The 18,663-nt window shown below is 68.1% G+C and carries 13 protein-coding genes and 2 pseudogenes; 7 read left to right on the top strand and 8 right to left on the bottom strand.

Annotated elements, in window-relative coordinates:
- Positions 1-70: 70 nt before the first annotated feature.
- From AB0F62_RS12885 to AB0F62_RS12875, 3 genes are all read left to right on the top strand, one after another.
- On the top strand, positions 71-1,078 hold the full coding sequence (locus tag AB0F62_RS12885; RefSeq protein ID WP_361796337.1) for a TauD/TfdA family dioxygenase: 1,008 nt from the start codon (positions 71-73) through the stop codon (positions 1,076-1,078).
- Positions 1,079-1,264: 186 nt separating this feature from the next.
- On the top strand, positions 1,265-2,860 hold the full coding sequence (locus AB0F62_RS12880) for an acyl-CoA ligase (AMP-forming), exosortase A system-associated (protein WP_361796334.1): 1,596 nt from the start codon (positions 1,265-1,267) through the stop codon (positions 2,858-2,860).
- Between the two features lie 261 nt (positions 2,861-3,121).
- Entirely contained in the window at positions 3,122-3,394 is a 273-nt protein-coding gene (locus AB0F62_RS12875; RefSeq protein ID WP_361796331.1) for an acyl carrier protein, read from the top strand.
- A 24-nt stretch (positions 3,395-3,418) separates the two neighbouring features.
- Here AB0F62_RS12875 and AB0F62_RS12870 read toward each other — a convergent pair.
- The 5 genes and pseudogenes from AB0F62_RS12870 to AB0F62_RS12850 form a co-directional block, all read right to left on the bottom strand.
- Positions 3,419-3,607 (bottom strand): annotated as a pseudogene (locus AB0F62_RS12870) (dihydrofolate reductase family protein); the annotation flags it as partial.
- A 373-nt stretch (positions 3,608-3,980) separates the two neighbouring features.
- On the bottom strand, positions 3,981-5,684 hold the full coding sequence (locus tag AB0F62_RS12865) for an ABC transporter family substrate-binding protein (protein ID WP_361796328.1): 1,704 nt from the start codon (positions 5,682-5,684) through the stop codon (positions 3,981-3,983).
- A gap of 14 nt (positions 5,685-5,698) precedes the next feature.
- Positions 5,699-7,828, bottom strand: coding sequence for an ABC transporter ATP-binding protein (locus tag AB0F62_RS12860; protein ID WP_361796325.1), 2,130 nt, complete (start codon positions 7,826-7,828; stop codon positions 5,699-5,701).
- Positions 7,825-8,781: an ABC transporter permease gene (locus AB0F62_RS12855; protein ID WP_361796322.1), complete on the bottom strand. Its 957-nt coding sequence runs from the start codon at positions 8,779-8,781 to the stop codon at positions 7,825-7,827. The genes AB0F62_RS12860 and AB0F62_RS12855 overlap by 4 nt, the downstream gene beginning before the upstream one ends.
- A gap of 1 nt (position 8,782) precedes the next feature.
- Complete coding sequence (locus tag AB0F62_RS12850; RefSeq protein ID WP_361796319.1) at positions 8,783-9,766, bottom strand: ABC transporter permease; 984 nt, start codon at positions 9,764-9,766, stop codon at positions 8,783-8,785.
- Between the two features lie 238 nt (positions 9,767-10,004).
- Here AB0F62_RS12850 and AB0F62_RS12845 point away from each other — a divergent pair, with 238 nt between their 5' ends.
- Positions 10,005-10,283 carry a hypothetical protein gene (locus AB0F62_RS12845; protein ID WP_361796316.1) on the top strand — a complete coding sequence of 93 codons (279 nt, stop codon included), beginning with the start codon at positions 10,005-10,007 and terminating at the stop codon, positions 10,281-10,283.
- Positions 10,284-10,604: 321 nt separating this feature from the next.
- A pseudogene (locus AB0F62_RS12840) lies at positions 10,605-10,975 on the top strand (transposase); the annotation flags it as partial.
- 726 nt (positions 10,976-11,701) lie between these two features.
- On the opposite strand, the gene AB0F62_RS12835 reads toward AB0F62_RS12840, so the two are convergent.
- The gene (locus AB0F62_RS12835; RefSeq protein WP_361796313.1) at positions 11,702-11,911 is read right to left on the bottom strand and encodes a hypothetical protein; all 210 of its coding nucleotides are present in this window, start codon (positions 11,909-11,911) and stop codon (positions 11,702-11,704) included.
- On the opposite strand from AB0F62_RS12835, the gene AB0F62_RS12830 reads away from it, so the two are divergent.
- A complete protein-coding gene (locus AB0F62_RS12830) occupies positions 11,898-15,581 on the top strand; it encodes a S8 family serine peptidase (protein WP_361796310.1) in 3,684 nt (1,227 codons plus the stop codon). The two genes, AB0F62_RS12835 and AB0F62_RS12830, sit on opposite strands and share 14 nt — an antisense overlap.
- A 256-nt stretch (positions 15,582-15,837) precedes the next feature.
- Here the strand turns inward: AB0F62_RS12830 and AB0F62_RS12825 are convergent, their stop codons facing one another.
- Together AB0F62_RS12825 and AB0F62_RS12820 are read right to left on the bottom strand one after the other, a co-directional pair.
- Positions 15,838-16,497 carry a response regulator transcription factor gene (locus AB0F62_RS12825; RefSeq protein ID WP_361796307.1) on the bottom strand — a complete coding sequence of 220 codons (660 nt, stop codon included), beginning with the start codon at positions 16,495-16,497 and terminating at the stop codon, positions 15,838-15,840.
- Positions 16,494-17,678, bottom strand: a complete 1,185-nt coding sequence (locus tag AB0F62_RS12820) for a histidine kinase (RefSeq protein ID WP_361796304.1) — start codon at positions 17,676-17,678, stop codon at positions 16,494-16,496. The genes AB0F62_RS12825 and AB0F62_RS12820 overlap by 4 nt, the downstream gene beginning before the upstream one ends.
- Positions 17,679-17,887: 209 nt before the next feature.
- On the opposite strand from AB0F62_RS12820, the gene AB0F62_RS12815 reads away from it, so the two are divergent.
- Complete coding sequence (locus AB0F62_RS12815; RefSeq protein ID WP_361796301.1) at positions 17,888-18,487, top strand: DUF308 domain-containing protein; 600 nt, start codon at positions 17,888-17,890, stop codon at positions 18,485-18,487.
- The last annotated feature ends 176 nt before the right edge of the window (positions 18,488-18,663 follow it).

Raw genomic sequence — 18,663 nt, 5'->3', positions numbered from 1 at the left:
CGACGTGCCGCGCGTCACCGAATCGGTGGCTCCTTCCTGAGCGGACATCGAGGAATCAAGGAGAAACGAGATGTCGATCTCTTCCCAGACAGCGCTGCCCGAGGTGGACCTGCAACCCGGCAAACCGCCGATCCTGCGCACCGAGCCTGCCGACGACGCGGTGCGCTGGGCGGCCGAGCACCACGTGGCGCTGCGCGCGATGGTCGCCGAGCACGGGTCGGCCCTGGTCCGTGGCCTCGGGCTGCGCGACGCGCCCGAGACCGTCGCCGTCTTCCACCAACTGGCCCGCACAGGTCCGATGACCGAGAGAGAGGCCTTCGCCTCCCGGCAGACCTACGCCGAGGGCGTGTACTCCTCCTCCAAGTGGCCGCCGAGCCAGCCGATGTGCATGCACCACGAACTGAGCTACCGGCTCGAGTTTCCCGGCCTGATGCTCTTCGCGTGCCTGTCCGCGCCCATCACGGGCGGAGTGACCGGTGTGGCGGACTCGACGGCCGCGCTCGACGCACTGCCCCGTGACCTCGTCGAACGGCTCGAGCGGGAGGGCTGGATGCTCGTCCGCAACTACAACGAGGAGATCGGTACATCGGTCGCCGAGTCGTTCGGCACCGAGGACCGAGGCGCGATCGAGAGCTACTGCCACGCCAATGCCATCGAGTTCGAGTGGCGATCCGACGGAGGGTTGCGCACCTGGCAGCGCCGCAACGCAGTGGTGCGGCACCCGGAAACCGGTCAGCGCTGCTGGTTCAACCAGATCGCCTTCCTCAACGAGTGGACACTCGACCCCGAGGTGCGCGAGTTCCTCGTCGACTCCTACGGCGCCGAGGGACTGCCGTTCACCACCCGCTTCGGGGGCGGCGACCCGATAGGCGAGGACGTCGTGCAGCTGATCAACGAGATGTACCAGGCCAAGACCGTGCGGGAGCCCTGGCAGGCGGGCGACCTGATGCTCGTCGACAACATCCGCAGCGCACACAGCAGGGAGCCCTTCACCGGACCGCGTGAAGTCCTGGTCGGGATGGCCGACCCGGTGCGCCTGGCCGACTGCGCGCCGCCCGTCAAGGTGAACGCCGGATGACCACGCCCCTCGTGCGCCCGTTCACGGTCACCTCCGGTGCCCAGATCCACCGCGCGAGCCGTCGAACGATCCCCGCGTCCAGCGCCCCGGCGACCCCGGCCCCGCCCCCGGAGACCAGCCGGCGCAGGGCACGGGGCTGGGATCCCCCGGCTGCCAGGCACAAGCGAGAGAAAGAAATCCGCCGAAATGATCAACCGATTGCCGGACCTCGTCGCGAGGTCCGCCCAACGCGACCCCGGCGCGCCCGCCCTGACCGCACGGACGACCACGATCTCCTACACCGATCTCCACGAACGGACGGAACTCGCGGCCGCCGGCCTACGCGACCTCGGCCTCGATGACGGCGAGCGCGTCGCGGTCTTCCTCGACAAGAGGATCGAGACCGTCGTGGCGCTGCTCGCCTGCTCGCGGGCCGGCGGTGTGTTCGTGCCGGTGAATCCCGTGCTGCGGGCCGGGCAAGTGAGGCACATCCTCAACGACTGCGCCGTACGCGTACTGGTGACCTCCACGGACCGGCTGCACACCCTGCGCGCCGAGCTCGCCGCCTGCACGTCGCTCTCCCACGTCCTCGTGCTGGGCGACTCGCTCGCCGATGACGCGGAAGCCCCTTACCGCGTGCTCCCCTGGTCGAAGGTCGCCGAGCCCGCGAGCCAGCCCGCGTGTCCTGCGACGGGTGGCGTCGACACGGATGTGGCCGCGATCCTCTACACGTCAGGGAGCACCGGGGCTCCGAAGGGCGTCGTGCTGTCGCACCGCAACCTCGTCGTCGGCGCGGAGAGCGTCAGTACGTACCTGAACAACACGGCAGAGGACCGAATCCTGGCCGTTCTCCCGCTGAGCTTCGACGCCGGACTGAGCCAATTGACGACCGGCTTCTATGTCGGTGCCCATGTGGTGCTCGCCAACTACCTGCTGCCGGGAGATGTCGTCCGGCCGTGCGCGCAGCACCGGATCACCGGGCTGGTGGGCGTACCGCCGCTGTGGATCCAGCTCGCAGCCCAGACGTGGCCGTCCGAGGCCGTGGCCGGCGTGCGCTACTTCGCGAACACCGGCGGGCGGCTCCCCCGCGTCACCCTGCAACGACTGCGAACGATCTTCCCGAACGCAACGCCCTACCTGATGTACGGCCTCACAGAGGCGTTCCGCTCCACCTACCTCGATCCCCGGGAGGTCGACCGGCGCCCCGATTCGATCGGCAAGGCCATCCCGAACGCCGAGATCCTCGTGGTCCGGGAGGACGGCGGCCTGTGCGGTCCAGGAGAGCCGGGTGAGCTGGTGCACCGAGGTCCGCTTGTCGCCCTGGGCTACTGGAATGACGCGGAGCGCACAGCCGAGCGGTTCCGGCCGCCGCCGAACCGTCCGGTCGAGCTGTGTACGCCCGAGCTGGCGGTCTGGTCCGGCGATGTCGTCGTCCGCGACGAGGAGGGCTTCCTGTACTTCGTCGGGCGGCGTGACGACATGATCAAGACATCGGGTTACCGGGTCAGCCCGCAGGAGATCGAGGAGGTGGCGTACGAGACCGGCCTGGTCCACGATGCCGTCGCGCTCGGCCTCGAGGACGAGGCACTCGGCCACCGGATCGTCCTCGTCGTGGCACCCTGCGATCCCGCCGGCTTCGACCCGGCGGCGGTGACCGCACGCCTGCGGCATGAACTGCCCAGCTACATGGTGCCCGCCGAGGTGGTGGTCCTCGGTGTCCTGCCCCGATCGCCGAACGGCAAGTTCGACCGGGCAGTCCTTCGCCGCGAGCTCACCGCCTCTCGCCCTCAGGAGCCGGCATGACCGCAGGCGTCTCGTCGATGGCGGCCTCCACCACCCGCTCGCTGCGTGGGGGACTTCGGGCAGGTGAACCGCAGGACTCACCCGGGCGCCATCGCGAACCGAGTAGGCGTCCCGGGTGCCGGGACCGTCAGCGTCGTCGCGTGCTGGTGCATGCCGCTGGACCTGCTCGCAGGTGTGTGCCTCACGCGTTCGGCCATCCGGCACGGGTGTCGGTGTGGATCGAAGGCCGCCGGGTCGCCACGACAGATGAGGAGAAGCCATATGACTCGCTCGCCAGAGATCCCACAGGCGATTTTCGAGGACGTCAAGGACGTCGTGGTGGTTACGCTGGACATCGAGGACCAGGCCGATGGCCTCGGGCCGAAGACGGGACTGTACGGCAATCTTCCTGGGCTCGACTCGCTCACCGTCGTCAAGCTCATCGTCGCATTGCAGAAGCGGTTCGGGATCGAGATCGAGATCGACCAGATCGTCTGTGACACCTTCGACACCCTCGGGGGGCTCGCCGCCTTCGTGGAGTCCAAGGTGCGCTGAGTGCCGCTCCGCGACCCCGGTGCCGATGGTCACGGGGAAGACCATCAGCCGTAGCTCGTCGACAAGGTCGTGATCGAGCAGGGTGTGCACCAGCCGTGCGCTGCCCGCAAACAGGATCGGCCCGCCGTCCTGCGCCTTGAGCTCGGCGACGCCCTTGACCAGATCGCAGGTCAGTACCGTCGTGTTCTGCCAGGCCGCCGACGCCCATCTCACCGGCCGCCCCGCCGAGGAGTGAGAATCCCTTCGGCTACTCGGCCACTTTTGGCCTCACCGCAGGTCGGGCCGGGGCGCAGGACTTCGGGGTCCGGCTTCGTGCAGGGTCGCAGACGGGGGCGTTGACCATGCCGGAGCGGATGTCGCGATGGCGTCCGCACCTGGTGCAGTGCACTTCTCGCCGGCCGCAACGGCCGCAACGGGGCTGCCCGGTCAACCGCGAGAGCATGCAGGGTGCCGTGCGGCCGCGGAGCGAGTGGATCAGCGTGGGCCAAGGGCGGCAGTCGGGGCAGATCGCACGGAACACTTCGCCTTCGTCCGCCACGCGGGGGCTCCGCCGCACTGACACTGCGGCGGAGCCCGGAAAGGCGGCTTACTTCTTCTGCCAGCCGATCAGCTCGGGCGCACCCATGACGCCGTAGTTGCCGTAGAACTGGGCCGCCCCGTAGTTGGCGAGACCCTTCTTGACGGCCCAGACGGTGGGGCCGTTGTGGAGCGGCATGATGCCGTAGGTCTCCATGGCTTCCAGCTCGACCTTGTTGCCTGCGCCGATCTGCTCGTCCAGGGTCGGCAGGTTGGTGACGGCCTTGACCTCCTCGTCCATGCTCTTCGGCACCGAGCGGGAGACGTTGAGAGTGGAGTCGGAGCAGTACATCTGGCAGATGTAGAGCATTCCGTTCGGGTCGCTCGAGATGAAGCCCATCCCGAAGAGGTCGAAGGCCCGCTTGGTGAACACCTTGTTGAAGTCGGCGGAGGGGCGAGCCTCGATGTTCACCTTGACGCCGATGTTCTTCATCATCTGGGCGATGGCAGTGGCACGGGCCTTGACGGTGGCACTGTCACCGATGGTGGGGAAGTTCAGTTCCAGCTTCTCGCCGCCCTTGGCACGCACACCGTCCGCGCCGGCCTTCCAGCCCGCGGCGTCCAGTTCCTTCTTCGCCGCGGCGGCATCGAACTTCACGAGCTTACCGAAGTTGTCCTGGTACCCCTTCTGGAAGGGGAAGAGAGTGAAGGACCCGGGCAGGGGCTCGGTGTAGCCGAGTCCCTGGAACGTGATCTTCGCGAGTTGGGAGCGGTCGATTGCCTCCATCAGGGCCTTGCGCACCGCCGGGTCCTTCAACTGCGGCGAGGTGCTGTTGAAGACCAGGAGGTTGTTGGAGGTGGTCGTGCCGCGGCGAAGCTCGGTCCCCTCCACCGACTTCACCTGGTTGAGCTCCTCGGCGTTGGCAGCCTGCACCGCGTCGATCTGGCCGTTCTTGAAGGCGTTGAGGCTGGCGCTGACCTCCATCTGCACGAAGGTGAGCTCGTCCAGATGCGGCTTGGCGCCCCACCACTTGGGGTTGGGCTTGTAGGTGACCGTGCCACCCTTGGCGTCGAACTTGGAGATGGTGTAAGGGCCGGCACCCCACTCCGGGTGGGGCTTGCTCACGTAAGCCTTGTTGAAGGCATCGGCCTTGGCGATGTGCGGGTTGACGAGCGTGGTGAACAGGGACTTCCAGTACACGAAGGTGCCATCGAAGGTGACGATCGCCTGCTTGGCGTCCTTGCCCTTCTTGACCGAGGTGATGCTGGAGTAGCCGTCGGTGGAGCCGACGACGTACTCCTTGTCCTTCCCGTTGAGCGCGTTCCACGTGTCCCGGAACGCCGTCCAGTCGATGTCCTGGCCGTCGTTCCACTTGGCCTGCGGGTTGATGTCGTACGTGACCTGAGTGTTGCCGTCCACCGTCGCCTGCTTGACATCGGCGAGGTAGTCCTGGTTGTAAGTGATGTTGCCCTTGGGGTCGTTGAAGGACAGCTGCGGCTGGTAGAACCAGGCGATCTTCGACGTGTAGAGCGATCCGTTGCCGTTCAGGGGGTTGAGCTGATCGGGAATCTCCACGATGGGCAGCGTCAGCTTGCCGCCCTGCTGCAGGTTGCTCGCAGGCTGGGGGTTGTACGCGGTCAGCACCTCGCTCTCCGAGGTGGCCCCCTTGGACTTCTCCTTCGGGGAGTTGTCGGAGCCACCGCTGGTGCACCCGGAGAGGACGAGGGAAGCGGTGGCGGCAAGCGCCAGCCCGCTCAGAACCATTTTTCTCATGACAGCCTTTCAGCTCAGTTGGAAACAGTTGTGCTCGTGTCCGCGAAATGGCATGCGTCGCGGTGATCCCGGTCGCCCCTGTCAGTGAGCTGCGGAGTGACCCCGCGACACTGCGCCTTCTGCGGCTCCGACAGCGTCAAGTGGAGCGGACATCTGGTGACGAACCGGCAACCAGGCTGATCATCGGTCGGACTGGGAAGGTCGCCCTTGAGCAGGACTCGTTCCCGAGTGCGTTCCGCGACCGGATCGGGCAGGGGAATCGCGGAGAGGAGTGCCTTGGTGTAGGGGTGCCTGGGGTTGTCGAAGACGGCGTCGGTGGCGCCGATCTCGACGATCCGCCCCAGGTACATCACCGCCACGCGGTCGGAGATGTGGCTCACCACCGACAAATCGTGGGCGACGAAGAGGTAGGACAGGCCCAGCTCGGTCTTGAGGTCGTTGAGCAGGTTGATGACGCCGGCCTGCACCGAGACGTCGAGAGCCGAGACCGGCTCGTCGAGAACGAGCAACTTCGGCTTCGTGGCGAGCGCCCGGGCGATGCCGATGCGCTGCCGCTGCCCGCCGGAGAAGGCCGCGGGGAAGCGGTCGCGGTGCTCAGGGTCGAGTCCGACGAGTTCCATGAGCTCCCCCACCTGAGTGGAGAGCGCCTTGCTGTCGCGGTCACCGATCGCGCGGAGGGGTTCCGCGAGGATGTCGAAGACCGTCATGCGGGGGTCCAGTGCCCCCATGGGGTCCTGGAACACCATCTGCATGTCGCGGCGGACGGTGCTGATGTCCTGCTTCCGCTTCAGGTCCGCCGTGGGCCGGCCGCAGACGGCGATGCTGCCCTGCTCGGGCGGCTTCAGGCCCATGATCTCCAGCAGTGTGGTGGTCTTGCCGCACCCCGACTCGCCGACGAGTCCGAGCGTCTCTCCCTGGCGGATGTCCAGGTCGATGCCGTTGACGGCGAAGACGGAGCCCACCCTGCGCTTGAGCAGGCCGCCCTTGGTGAGCGGGAAGGTCTTGGTGACACCCGAGAGTTCCAGCACCTTCGGTCGGTCCTCACGGGGGACGGCCGCGGCTCGGTTCTCCCTGAGGGCCGGGACGGGATAGATCGGCTCGCCGCCGATGGCGCCATCGTGGATCTCCGCGGCGCGCCGGCAGGCAGCCAAGTGCTGCTCGTCGCCGCTGTCGCCCTCGGCGATCGCCAGCAGGGGGGGTTCGGCATCCCGACAGTCGTCTTGTGCGACGGGGCAACGGGCCGCGAACGGGCAGGCGTCGGGAAGGTTCACCAGGAGCGGCGGAGTCCCCGGGACCGGGGTCAGGGCGCCCCTTTCGCGGTCGTCCAGGCGGGGAATCGCACCCATCAGGCCGATGGTGTACGGCATGCGCGGTCGCGCGAAGAGTTCGTCCACCCCGGCACGTTCGACCGGCCGGCCGGCGTACATCACCATGACGTCGTCGGCCGAGCCGGCCACCACCCCGAGGTCGTGGGTGATCATGATGACCGCGGCCCCGGTCTCGCGCTGGGCGGTCTTGAGGACATCGAGGATCTGCGCCTGCACGGTGACGTCGAGAGCGGTCGTCGGCTCGTCGGCGATGATCAGGTCAGGGTCGTTCGCGATCGCCATGGCGATGACGGCCCGCTGCCGCATCCCGCCCGAGAACTCGTGCGGGAACCCCTTGGCGCGACGATCAGGGTTGGGAATGCCGACCAGGTCCAGCAGTTCGACGGCCCGTTTCCAGGCGGCCGCGGACGAGATGTCCTGGTGGATCTGGAGGGTCTCGACGATCTGGGCTCCGATGCTGAAGATCGGAGTGAGCGACGAGAGCGGGTCCTGGAAGATCATGCCGATGTGCTGACCGCGCACCTTCGACATCTGTCGGTCGTCGAGATCGAGGAGGTTCTTCCCCCCGAGCGTGATGTCGCCGGTGACCGCGGCGTAGTCGGGCAGAAGCCCCATGACGGCCATGGACGTGACGGACTTGCCCGACCCCGATTCCCCCACGATGCCCAGGGTTTTGCCGCGGTGCAGGTCGAAGGAGACGCCGCGGACGGCTTCCACCCGGCCTGCTTCCGATGGGAAGGCCACCTTCAGGTCGCGCACGGACAGCAGAGGCTGCTGGGTGTCGGGCGTGGTCGTGACAGCGCGCTGCTCGATCATGCGCGGCCTCCAGACTGCGAGGTGGGGTCGAGGGCGTCGCGCAGGCCGTCGCCGATCAGCGCCATCGCCACGGTGAGCAGCACCACCATGCTTGCGGGCAGGTAGAACAGCCAGGGAGCGGTGGACAGCGTGTTCTGCCCGTCGGCGAGCATGGAACCCAGCGACACATCGGGCTGCTTGACGCCGAAACCGATGAAGGAGAGCGCCGTCTCGGCCTGCACGGTCGAGGCGACACCGAGGGTGAACGTCACGATGAGCAAGGACCCGATGTTCGGTACCAGGTGGCGGACGATGGTGCGCATCGGGCTGACGCCCATAAAGCGGGCCGCCAGCACGTACTCGCGCTCCCGCAGGGAGGTGGCCAGGGACCAGATCACCCGAGCGGTGAGCATCCAGCCGAACAGCGTGAGGACCACGACCAGAACCTGCCACTCGCCGCGGTAGCGCGTACCGACCAGGGCGATGATGAGGAACGAGGGCAGGATGAGCAGGAAGTGCACAAACCCGAGCATCGCCCGCTCGACCTTGCCGCCGAAGTAGGCGGCGGTGGTACCGAACAGTCCGGCTATCGCGGTGGTCAGCAGAGACACCGTCACGGCGATGATCAGCGATCTGCCGAGGCCGTGCACGAGCTGCGCGTAGACGTCGTTGCCCGCTCCGTTGGTGCCCAGCAGGTGGCCACCGACCCCGGGGGGGACGGAGAGTGCGGTGAAGTCCGCCTCCATGTGGTCCCAGTGCGTCAGGTACGGGCCGAGCAGCGAGAAGAACACGAGCAGGGCGAAGAGGACCAGCCCGCCGAGCGCCGGCTTGTTGCGCGCGAAGCGCCGCATGTAAAGCTTGGACGGGGAGAGGCGCTTGCCACCGAGGCCGGTCTTTCCCGGTTCCTGCGTTTCGGACTCGTCGGGGCGCGCCCGTTCGGCGTCGGGTCCGACACCGGGCATGTTGATGGCCATGTCAGCTCACCCTGATCCTGGGGTCAAGGGCCACGACGACGAGGTCGGCGAGAATCGCGCCGATGGCCGTCATGAGAGCACCGAAGGCCGCGACAGCGACAACGCCGTGCACGTCGTTCGTGCTGATGGTCTTGGTGAAGTACTCACCCATTCCGTGCCAGGCGAAGACCGTTTCTGTGATCACCGCACCGGTGAACAGCGCCGGCATCGCGAACGCGACCTGAGTGGCGACAGGAATGATCGAGGTCCGCAGCCCGTGCCGGTAGATGGCCTGCCTCCGCGTCAACCCCTTGGCCCGTGCGGTACGGATGTAGTCGGAGTTGATGTGATCCAGCAGCAGCGATCGCTGCAACAGGTGGTATCCGGCGTAGGAGATGAACGTGAGCGAGATCGTGGGCAGGATCGCGTGCATCGCTCTGGACCCGAAGACCGACCAGAACCCGCTGACCTCCGGGCTCTGCGCTCCGGCGACAGGCAGCAGCGTGCTGCCCAGGGACTGGTTCAGCGCGATGGCCGCGAGCACGACCGCGAGAGAGGCCACCGCGGAGGGCGTGTTGAAGGAAAGCACGGAGAACCCCTGCAGCACCCGGTCGGCGGCCTTGTACTGGCGCGACGCGGTGTAGACGCCCAGCCCGACTCCGATGATGATGGACAGGATCGTCGAGCCCAGGACCAACTGACCGCTGACAAAAATCCGATAGGCGACCTGGTCGTTGACGCTGCCCCCGGTCGGCGACTGGCCCCAATCGAAGTGAGTCACGATCTGAGTTATCCAGTGCCACCACCGATCCATGATCGGCTTGTCTGGATTGAGATTGTAGAGCGCCAACGAATGGTTGATCTGGGCTGGAGTTCGAGGCGGTCGCAACGCGGTGTAGTTCGACGCAGGTTTGAGGAATGCGTTAGCGAGGAAGTACGTGAGGTTGGTCGCGACGGCGATCATCAAAAACCAGCCGACTATTTTGCGGGCGATGTAACGCAGCACTGTTAGTCGGTCTTTCGTGAAATGAGGCGTATCGGCCCGCAAGTCCGATGAGTGACTGGAGACTTAGTCGCGCTGACCGGGGACGTGCCGATCCTCGGGGGGTCAAAAAATGACTGGCGCGAAGCCGTTCCGGTGCACGAGCCTGAGGTGTGCCCACCGAGCAGGCGAAGCATGAGTGAGCAGTACACGGGACATAGCGGACAACCTTGCATGGAATAAGCGGGTTTACGGCAGCCGCATGATCAGCAGCACCGCCGCCAACAATTGCAACTGCCCGCGTGGCCGTCAAGACTGGTCATGTCGCGATCCGGTTAAGCGAAGCCGCATATCGGTCAATGCGAAACGTTTCACCGTTGCGGGAGGGGTGGCGGCCTGCGAAGCGCAGGCGACGCCAAGAGGCACAAAACAAACCTTCGTGCATATTCGCCTCTTCGTGCTCCCCTTCCAACGCCTTTGGGGCAAGGCCGTGAATCCAGGGCTTCGGAGGCGCCGGCAAGTGCGTGCTGATCTGCGGTGACTCGGAACGTGAGAAGCGGAGCTCCGGTAGAACTGGCAGTCGACCAGGACAGCCGTTCAGAGCACCAGAGGATCCGGTGTCCGATCAGTGAGCTCTTTCAGGTGGCCACCGATCGGGTGGCGCTTCGAACGGCGACTTGAAACTGCTCGATGTGCCTCGCGCTGTTCCCAGCCGTGTCGACGTCCCGGGTACCTTCACCCTTGTGAGCCGCAGTTGAAGGAGCTCAGTGTGTCATCACGCGTGAAACCACACTAGCCAAGGGCCTTTTCGCTCCCAGCCGTCTGGGGGAACTCCCCCAGGTCGTCCCATGACGCGCGCTGCCACGTCTCCTACCTGCCGGGCCTTGCGATGCGCAGGATCGCCGACCTCTACCCCGGCGAGGCCAAGACCGACGCGAAGGACGCCGCCGTCGTCGCGGACGCCGCCCGCACCATGCCCCACACCCTGCGCTGCCTGGAGCCGACCGACCAGTACACCGCCGAGTTCACCGCCCTCGTCGGCTTCGACCGGGACCTGGCGGCCGAGGCTACCCGCGCCTCCCATCGCATCCGCGGCCTGCTCACCCAGTTCCATCCGTCGCTGGAACGCGTCCTGGGCCCCGCCTTGACCACCAGGCCGTCACCTGGCTGCCGGAGCGCTACGGTTCCCCGGCCGCCCTGCGGAAGGCCGACCGCAGGCTCGTCGAGGCGGTTCGACCTGGTGGGCGACAGCTTCCAGCCCGTCGGCCGCCACTCCAAGAGACGCGATCGTCCGCGCCCAGGACGGTGGTCGCGGCACGGCGCACGTCCCTCGACTCCGTCATCAGCGGACCTGCCCTGACTCGGTGCGGCACAGCGGCCCTGGACAAGGCGGCCGAGAATCCACACAAGATGCTGGGGCGAGGCGGCCACCTCCTCGAGTGCCACGCCCGCGCCGCGGTTCCCGGCGACCCGCACGACGTCCTCGCAGGACTCCTCCGGCTGAGACTCGGGCACAACGGCACCCACCCCACACGGCAGCCCAGTTCCGATACCACCCGATCATGCAGCAGACCCCCACGACCCGTGCGACCCATCGTGACGCGCGCAGCGCGCCGGGTGTTCCGTGGGCGGTCCACGCGACAGGTGGCGCTATTGGGACATGGCCCAGTTGTGCCAAGTGGGTTGGGTGACAGAGCCGGTTGGCGCACCGGATGATTTCGAACGGCTCGTGAACCGTAGTCGTACGAGGGGCTTTGCTCGTGGCATGGAACTGCCAAGCGGCGGCGGAGGAGGCGTCGGTGCCGGGTGCAACAGATGTGCCGCGTTCGGCCGCTGCCGACAGGTGCCACCGGTCGCCGTCGGTTCGGTGATCGGGGGGATCGCACGGGTCGTCGGCCCCACACGGTCTCGGCCGGAGTCCGCCACACCGTCCACCGAGGCGGGTGTCATGGCGACGCGTCATGACACCCCTCTCTTGCTCTGCCCGATTTTCGGGATGACAGAAAGGGTGTAGACACCAATGAGACGGATCCGCCTCTGGGCGGTGATTTCGACGTCGGCGATGGTGGCGACGGGTGCGATCGTGCCCGCCTCGGCCCAGGCCTCGTCGGGGACCGCCGCGCGTACGCCGGCGCCGCAAGGCCGCACGGCCACCGTGCGCTTGATCACCGGCGACCTGGTCACCGTCAGCGACGCGCCCAACGGGAAGAAGACGGCCTCGGTGCAACGCGCACCGGGCCGCGAGAAGGTCTTCTTCCAGATCACCGAAAGGGACGGCGCCCTGACGGTGCTGCCCTCCGACGCGGCGATGCTCGTCCGGACGGAGCGGCTGGACGCGGGGCTCTTCGACGTCACGGGCCTCGTCGCCCAGGGATACGACAAGGCGCACGCCGACGCCCTGCCCCTCATCGTGTCCGCACCCAAGGGCTCGGCGCGTACGGCGGTCGACAAGGTGGACGCACTCGCCGCGTTCCAGGACGACTCCACCGAGCCGCGGCAGCTGCCGAGCATCGACGCCCAGGCGCTGCGTGTGGGCGACCAGGATCTGGCCGCCTTCTGGAAGAAGCTCGTGCCTACGGCGGGTACGTCCGTCGCGCGCGCGGCCGCCGCGACCCCGAAGATCTGGCTGGACCACAAGGTCCGTCCCACGTTGGACCGCAGCACCGCGCAGATCAACGCGCCGGCCGCGTGGGCGGCCGGTTACCACGGCGAGGGCGTCAAGGTCGCGGTCCTCGACACCGGCGTGGACCAGACGCATCCCGACCTCGCCGGCCGCGTGAGCGAGGCGAAGGACTTCAGCGACAGCGGTTCGACCGAGGACCACTTCGGCCACGGTACGCATGTCGCCGCCACCGCCGCCGGCAGCGGCGCCGCCTCGAACGGCCTGCGCAAGGGCGTCGCGCCCGCCGCCGACCTGCTGATCGGCAAGGTGCTCGGGGACAGTGGCTTCGGCACCGAGTCACAGGTCATCGCGGGCATGGAGTGGGCAGCGGCGCAGGACGCCGAGATCATCAGCATGAGTCTGGGCGCGGACGGCGAGACCGACGGCACCGACCCCATGAGCCAGGCGGTCAACGAGATCTCCCGCTCCAGCGGAGCACTCTTCGTCATCGCCGCCGGCAACGCCGGCCAGCGCGGGGACATGACGGTCGGATCGCCCGGCGCGGCCGACGCCGCGCTCACCGTCGGCGCCGTCGACCGCGACGACTCGCTCGCCCCGTTCTCGAGCCGCGGCCCCCGCTACGGCGACAAGGCGGTCAAGCCCGACATCACCGCTCCGGGCGTCGGAATCGTCGCCGCGCGCGCCGCCGGCACCACCATGGGCACCCCGGTCGACCAGTACTACACGGCGGCGGACGGCACCTCGATGGCCACGCCCCATGTGGCCGGCGCGGCAGCCCTGCTCGCCGGGCAGCACCCCGACTGGAGCGCCCAGCAGCTCAAGGACGCACTGATCAGCTCCTCCCACACCGTGTCCGGCCAGGTGCCCACCGGGCAGGGCGGCGGCCGCGTCGACGTCAAGGCGGCGATCTCCGCCCCCGTCACCGCCACCGGCACCGTCGCCCTGGGCACGTACGACAGGGACGGCTCCCCGGTGGATCGGGCCGGAGTGATCCGGTACACGAACCACTCCGCCGGTGAGGTCTCGCTGAACCTCCGTGCCGTACTGGCCACCAACGGCGGCAGGGCGCTCCCCGCGGAGGCGCTGTCACTGGGCACGGACAGAGTCCGGGTCGCCCCCGGCGCCACCGTGGAGGTGCCGGTCGCCGTCGACCCCAAGAAGGCCGGCCGGGGCACCTACTACGGCTACGTCACCGCCACCACCGCCGAAGGCGTGTCGGTGCACACCACCGCCAGCCTGTGGGTCCGCGCCCCGATGCACAACGTCACCATCGAGTCGTACGGCCCGACCGGCGATCCCATCTGGTGGGACATGGTGCAGGTCTTCGGCGGCGAGGCGGACGCCCGGTTCACCAGCTTCGACCCGCTGGTCGCCGAGGTCGAGGAGGGCACGTACCAGATCGCGGGCACGGCCGTGGAGTGGACCGACACCGGCGCGCGGGTGCTCCAGGTGACGCAGCCCGAGGTGAAGGTCACCGGTGACACGAAGGTCACCCTGGACGCGCGTACGACCAAGCTGGTACGCGTGCAGACGCCCAAGCCCGCCGTGCGGCGCAACGACCTGTCGTACGAGATGTACCGCAAGATCGACGGGACGGTGCTGGACCAGACCATCCTGTTCGACGGTGGCGCCGAGGCGGTGGACCTCTATGTGAACCCCACGCGCAAGGTCACCGAGGGCGAGTTCGAGTTCAACTCCCGTTGGGAGATGACGGCGCCCCAGCTCCGGACCGAGGTCCGCGGCGCGGACTTCGGCCTGAACTCCTACTACGTCCCGCTGTCGGCCCCGTTCGACCCCGACGGTGAGCGGCTCACCGCCGTGGACGCGGGGACGAGGGAGAAGCCGGACCTGCGGCCGGGCACCGTGCGGGGCAAGCTCGCCGTGATCCGCGACGACACCGCCTCGAGCGGGTACGACCTCGCGGAGGTGGCGGCCAAGGCGGGAGCCAAGGGCCTCGTGATCGTCATGCCGGAGGGAATGCTGGCCTGGACCCGCTGGCAGCCGACGGACACCCGCTCCGCCGTCCCGGTGTTCCGGGTCGACGCGACCGACGGTGCGAACCTGCTGCGGTACATGAAGAGGCACAAGGCCGTCATCGACATCTCCGGGACCGTCAAGAGCCCCTACCTGTACGACATCAAGGCGATCTGGAAGCACCAGATCCCGCAGGACACGACGTATACCGTCTCGGACCGCAACACCGCGCAGGTGAAGGCGTCCTACGCGGACACCGGCGCGCTGGACTGGACCGGCGAGCAGCGCTTCAGCTGGCGTCCCTACGCGCAGTACAGCTTCGAGACCTCACGGTGGGTACCGACGGGCGCGACCCGCACCGAGTACGTCACCGCCGGGGACACGGAGTGGATGCACTACGTCAACTTCCTGACCGCCGCGTTCGAGAACGTGCCGATGGTGTGGGGTCTCAAGGACGCGCCCCGCAGCTTCGGAGCGGGCGAGAAGGCCGCGGAGCAGTGGAACAAGGCCGTTGTGCGGCCGTCCATCCCGAAGGGTTGGAACCGTCCCTCCGTCCGTGACCGTGACATCCTCCGGCTGGCCATCCCCGAGTACACCGACTCGGTGGCCGGCCACTGGGGCCGCAAGCAGGCCGGCTCGCTCCTCGGGGGCCTCCGGACCTCCGGAGCCCCTGGGACGATGGACGTTCCGAACTACGAGGGCGACACCGTGGCCGCCGTCCTCTACCGCGACGGCAAGAAGGTCAGCGAGGCCGCGGACGCCTGGGGGAACTTCTCCGTTCCCGCCGGAGCGGCCGACTACCGCCTGGACCTGACGACCGAGCGCGAGTCCGCGTACTGGCAGACCGGCACCAGGACCTCCACGTCGTGGACGTTCTCTTCGGACACCACGGCCGAGGAGACGCTGCTGCCCCTCCTCCAGGTCGACTACGGCGTCCCGGTCGACCTGGCGAACACCGTCGACGGCGGGAAGCGGCACGACCTCGACCTGACCGTCAGGAACCAGGACGGGCTCGCCGCCCCCACCGGGGTCACGATGAAGGTCGAGGCCTCCTTCGACGACGGCAAGAGCTGGAAGGGCCTGGTCCGTGTCAAGGACCGCGGTCACAACCGGTTCACCGCCACCATCGAACGGCCGGACCACCAGCGGAAGGGTGCCTCTGTGACCCTGCGCGTCACCGCCACCGACAAGGCGGGCAACGCGGTCCGGCAGACGGTGGAACGCGCCTACCGCCTCGGCTAGGCGCACACTCCCGGGAACACACGGAGAACACACCGACCGACACGGCGGGCGCCAGGGGCCGGTCCCCTGGCGCCCGCCCCGGTCACCGATCGGACGGACACGGCGAATCCGCTCGGCGTGATTCCACTCCGCCTTGGCCATCGTGGTGCTCTGGCGAGCACCACGATGGCCACGGTCCCGGCAGTCGGCCGCACACGCCCGGTGACCAGCACACCGGACGTGAACGCCCTCGCACAGCGCGGGTGACGCGCCCGGCTCAGGGGTAGAGGCCGGCCCGGAAGGCGAACGAGACGAGCTGCGCCCGATCACGTGCGCCGACCTTCGTCATGGCCCGCACCGCATGGGTCTTCACGGTGAACGGCGACACGGACATCTGCGCCGCGATCTCGTCGTTCCCGAGGCCGCTCGCAACGAGAACGACCACGTCCCGCTCCCGGGGTGTCAGAGCGCCGAAGCGTCCCAGCAGCTCCCGGTCGATCACCGGGGGCGGTCGGTCGGTCATGTGACCGATGAGCGCGGCCGTCGCGGCGGCCGACAGCGCACCGCCACCGCCGACGACCTCGGTGATTCCGGCGACGAGTTCAGCGGGGCTCACGGTCTTGCTCAGGAAACCGTTGGCGCCCGCGCGCAGGGCGGCGAGAACGATGTCGTCCTGGTCGAACGTGGTCAGCACGATCACCCGCGTCTTTTCGGGCGGATGCTCCGCACGGATCCGGCGGGTGGCTTCGACACCGTCGATGCCCGGCATCCGGATGTCCATCAGGACCAGGTCGACGGGGTGCTCCCGGAGGAACGGAACGACCTGGAGTCCATCGGAGAGATCACCCACGACAACGAGGCCCGGGTCGAGCCGGAGCATCGCCCGGATCCCGGCCCTGATGTCGTCCTGGTCGTCGACGATCACAATCCGCGTCATCGGACGACGGCTCCCAGGGGGCTGAACTCCGCGTGGACCCGGAAGCGCCCGTCGTGACTGTCGATCGTCAGCCGCCCGCTGGAGGACTCGACACGCTCGCGCATCCCCACGAGTCCCAGTCCGCTGCCCGCATCGGAGCCGCGGGGTGAGTGACCGACGCGGTTCTCCACGGTGACGCAGATCCTGCCGTCGTGCTCGCGCACATCCACCGTTGCCGTCCCTTCTCCATGGCGGTAGGCATTCGTGAGCGCTTCCTGAACGACCCGGTAGACGGTGACGCCGACACTGGGCTCCACGAAGCCGGCGGGAATGTCAAGGGAGGGCCGGACGTCGAGGCCGATGCTCTCGAAGGAGGCGATGAGTCCTTCCAGGCCGCTGAGCGCCGGGGTCGGCCGCAGCGCCTCGTCGCCCGGGACGTCGTCCCCGAGGCGGAGGAGCGCGAGGATGCGCTGCGTTTCGACGACGACGGTGCGGGCGCTGGACCTGGCGGAGACGAGGGCCTGCCGGGAGGACTCGGCGTCTTCGGGCAGCCCGATCTCCGCCGCGCCAAGGTGCATGCTGAGCATCGCGACCTGGTGGCCGATGACGTCGTGGAGGTCCCGGGCGATGCGCAGTCGTTCCTCGGTCACTCGTCGGGTGGCTTCGATCTCGCGGGTGGCGATGGCGCTTTCGGCCCGTTCCTCCAGGATCCACCAGTGGTCTCGGTGGATGCGGAGCGCGGCCCCGCTCGCGCCTCCCGCCACAGCGGAGAAGACGGCGGCGGCTCCCACGACCGCGCCGCCGCGGAATCCTCCGACCGTCATGAACGCCCCGAGGAAGAACGCCGCCACGATGCCGGTACCGGCCAGCGGCTGTTTTCCCCTGAGGGTGACCGAGAACAGCACGAGCACCGCCATCATCCACACCGACAGAGGATCGTGGCCCACCGCTGTGACGGCGAAGGACGCCGCGCTCGTCACGACCAGTCCCGCCCACGGCCGCCACCACGAAAGGGCCACACCGCCGCCGGCGAGGAGCACGGACAGCGCCGTCGGCCAATCCGAACCCCTCAGGATCACCGCCACGATCTGACCGGTGAACGCCAGCGCGGCCAGCGCATAAGCGATTCGGTGCAGCACCTCGGGGCGGCGGACCCACAGCGGTGCCGCGAGCCCGACCTGACTGTTCTGCGCGGTGACCATGAGCCGATTGTCGTTCACGGGTGCGGCGGCCGTGTACTTCGAATGATGTAGACCGCGCAGCCGCGTCGGTCGATCGGGGCGGCAGAGCGCATGGCGTCGAAGCGGATGGCGGAACTACTTCGTTCGAAGTACACGGCGCCTCCTGAAGACCCTGAGACTCGTCATCGAGGCGACCGTCTCACACCGTCACGATCACCACGGGACACCCGATGACTCAGACCACCGTAACCTCGGCCACTTCGACCACGGCCGCGACGACCCCCTCCGGGCTCCGATCGCTCCACCTGATCCGCGTTGTCTTCTCCCTGATCTGGGTGGCACTCCTCGTCACGACCTCCGCCTCGCTGGTGTCGGCGGACCAGCCCACGGTGATCGCGGCCGTGCTACTCGTCGTCTACCCCCTGTGGGACGTCATCGCCACGCTCCTCGAGCGTCGCCTGGCCGGCACCGGCTCCGCGAACCGCGTCAGCACCGTCAACGTGGGTCTCGGCCTGACCACCACCGCCGCAATGGTCATCGCCGTGTTCTCCACCATCGGGACGTCCCTGCTCGTGTTCGGCGTCTGGGCCCTGCTCTCCGGAGCCATCCAGCTCGTCGTGGCGATCCGACGCCGGCGCACCGTCGGCGCCCAGTGGCCCATGGTCATCAGCGGTGGACAGTCCGTACTCGCCGGCGCCACCATCGCCGCCACCTCCGCCTCGACGACGAGCAGCCTGTCCACCATCGCCGGATACTCGGCGTTCGGTGCCTTCTGGTTCCTCGTCTCCGTCATCGCCCTCGGCATCCGCAGCCGACACGCAAAGCACTGACCACCTTCCGGTACCGCCTGATCACCGAAGGGGCGCAGCCGCCGCTACGGCTGGGGGGACCTCACGCTCTTGGGCAGTGCCAGGGTCTTCGTTGCCGGCCGTGGGTGGCGCCAGAAGAGAAGTCGATTGCCCCGGAGAGTCCGGGCTGGCATCATCCCTGGCATGATCGAGAGAAT

This window comes from Streptomyces sp. NPDC026673 (genome assembly GCF_040638135.1).
Lineage (GTDB): Bacteria > Actinomycetota > Actinomycetes > Streptomycetales > Streptomycetaceae > Actinacidiphila.
This window is presented reverse-complemented; position numbering and strand designations above follow the sequence as displayed.

Coding starts and splice junctions, on each gene's coding strand:
- AB0F62_RS12860 (WP_361796325.1), bottom strand. CDS start 7,828: ATGATCGAGCAGCGCGCTGTCACGACCACGCCCGACACCCAGCAGCCT.
- AB0F62_RS12885 (WP_361796337.1), top strand. CDS start 71: ATGTCGATCTCTTCCCAGACAGCGCTGCCCGAGGTGGACCTGCAACCC.
- AB0F62_RS12815 (WP_361796301.1), top strand. CDS start 17,888: ATGACTCAGACCACCGTAACCTCGGCCACTTCGACCACGGCCGCGACG.
- AB0F62_RS12880 (WP_361796334.1), top strand. CDS start 1,265: ATGATCAACCGATTGCCGGACCTCGTCGCGAGGTCCGCCCAACGCGAC.
- AB0F62_RS12825 (WP_361796307.1), bottom strand. CDS start 16,497: ATGACGCGGATTGTGATCGTCGACGACCAGGACGACATCAGGGCCGGG.
- AB0F62_RS12845 (WP_361796316.1), top strand. CDS start 10,005: ATGATCAGCAGCACCGCCGCCAACAATTGCAACTGCCCGCGTGGCCGT.
- AB0F62_RS12820 (WP_361796304.1), bottom strand. CDS start 17,678: ATGGTCACCGCGCAGAACAGTCAGGTCGGGCTCGCGGCACCGCTGTGG.
- AB0F62_RS12855 (WP_361796322.1), bottom strand. CDS start 8,781: ATGGCCATCAACATGCCCGGTGTCGGACCCGACGCCGAACGGGCGCGC.
- AB0F62_RS12875 (WP_361796331.1), top strand. CDS start 3,122: ATGACTCGCTCGCCAGAGATCCCACAGGCGATTTTCGAGGACGTCAAG.
- AB0F62_RS12865 (WP_361796328.1), bottom strand. CDS start 5,684: ATGAGAAAAATGGTTCTGAGCGGGCTGGCGCTTGCCGCCACCGCTTCC.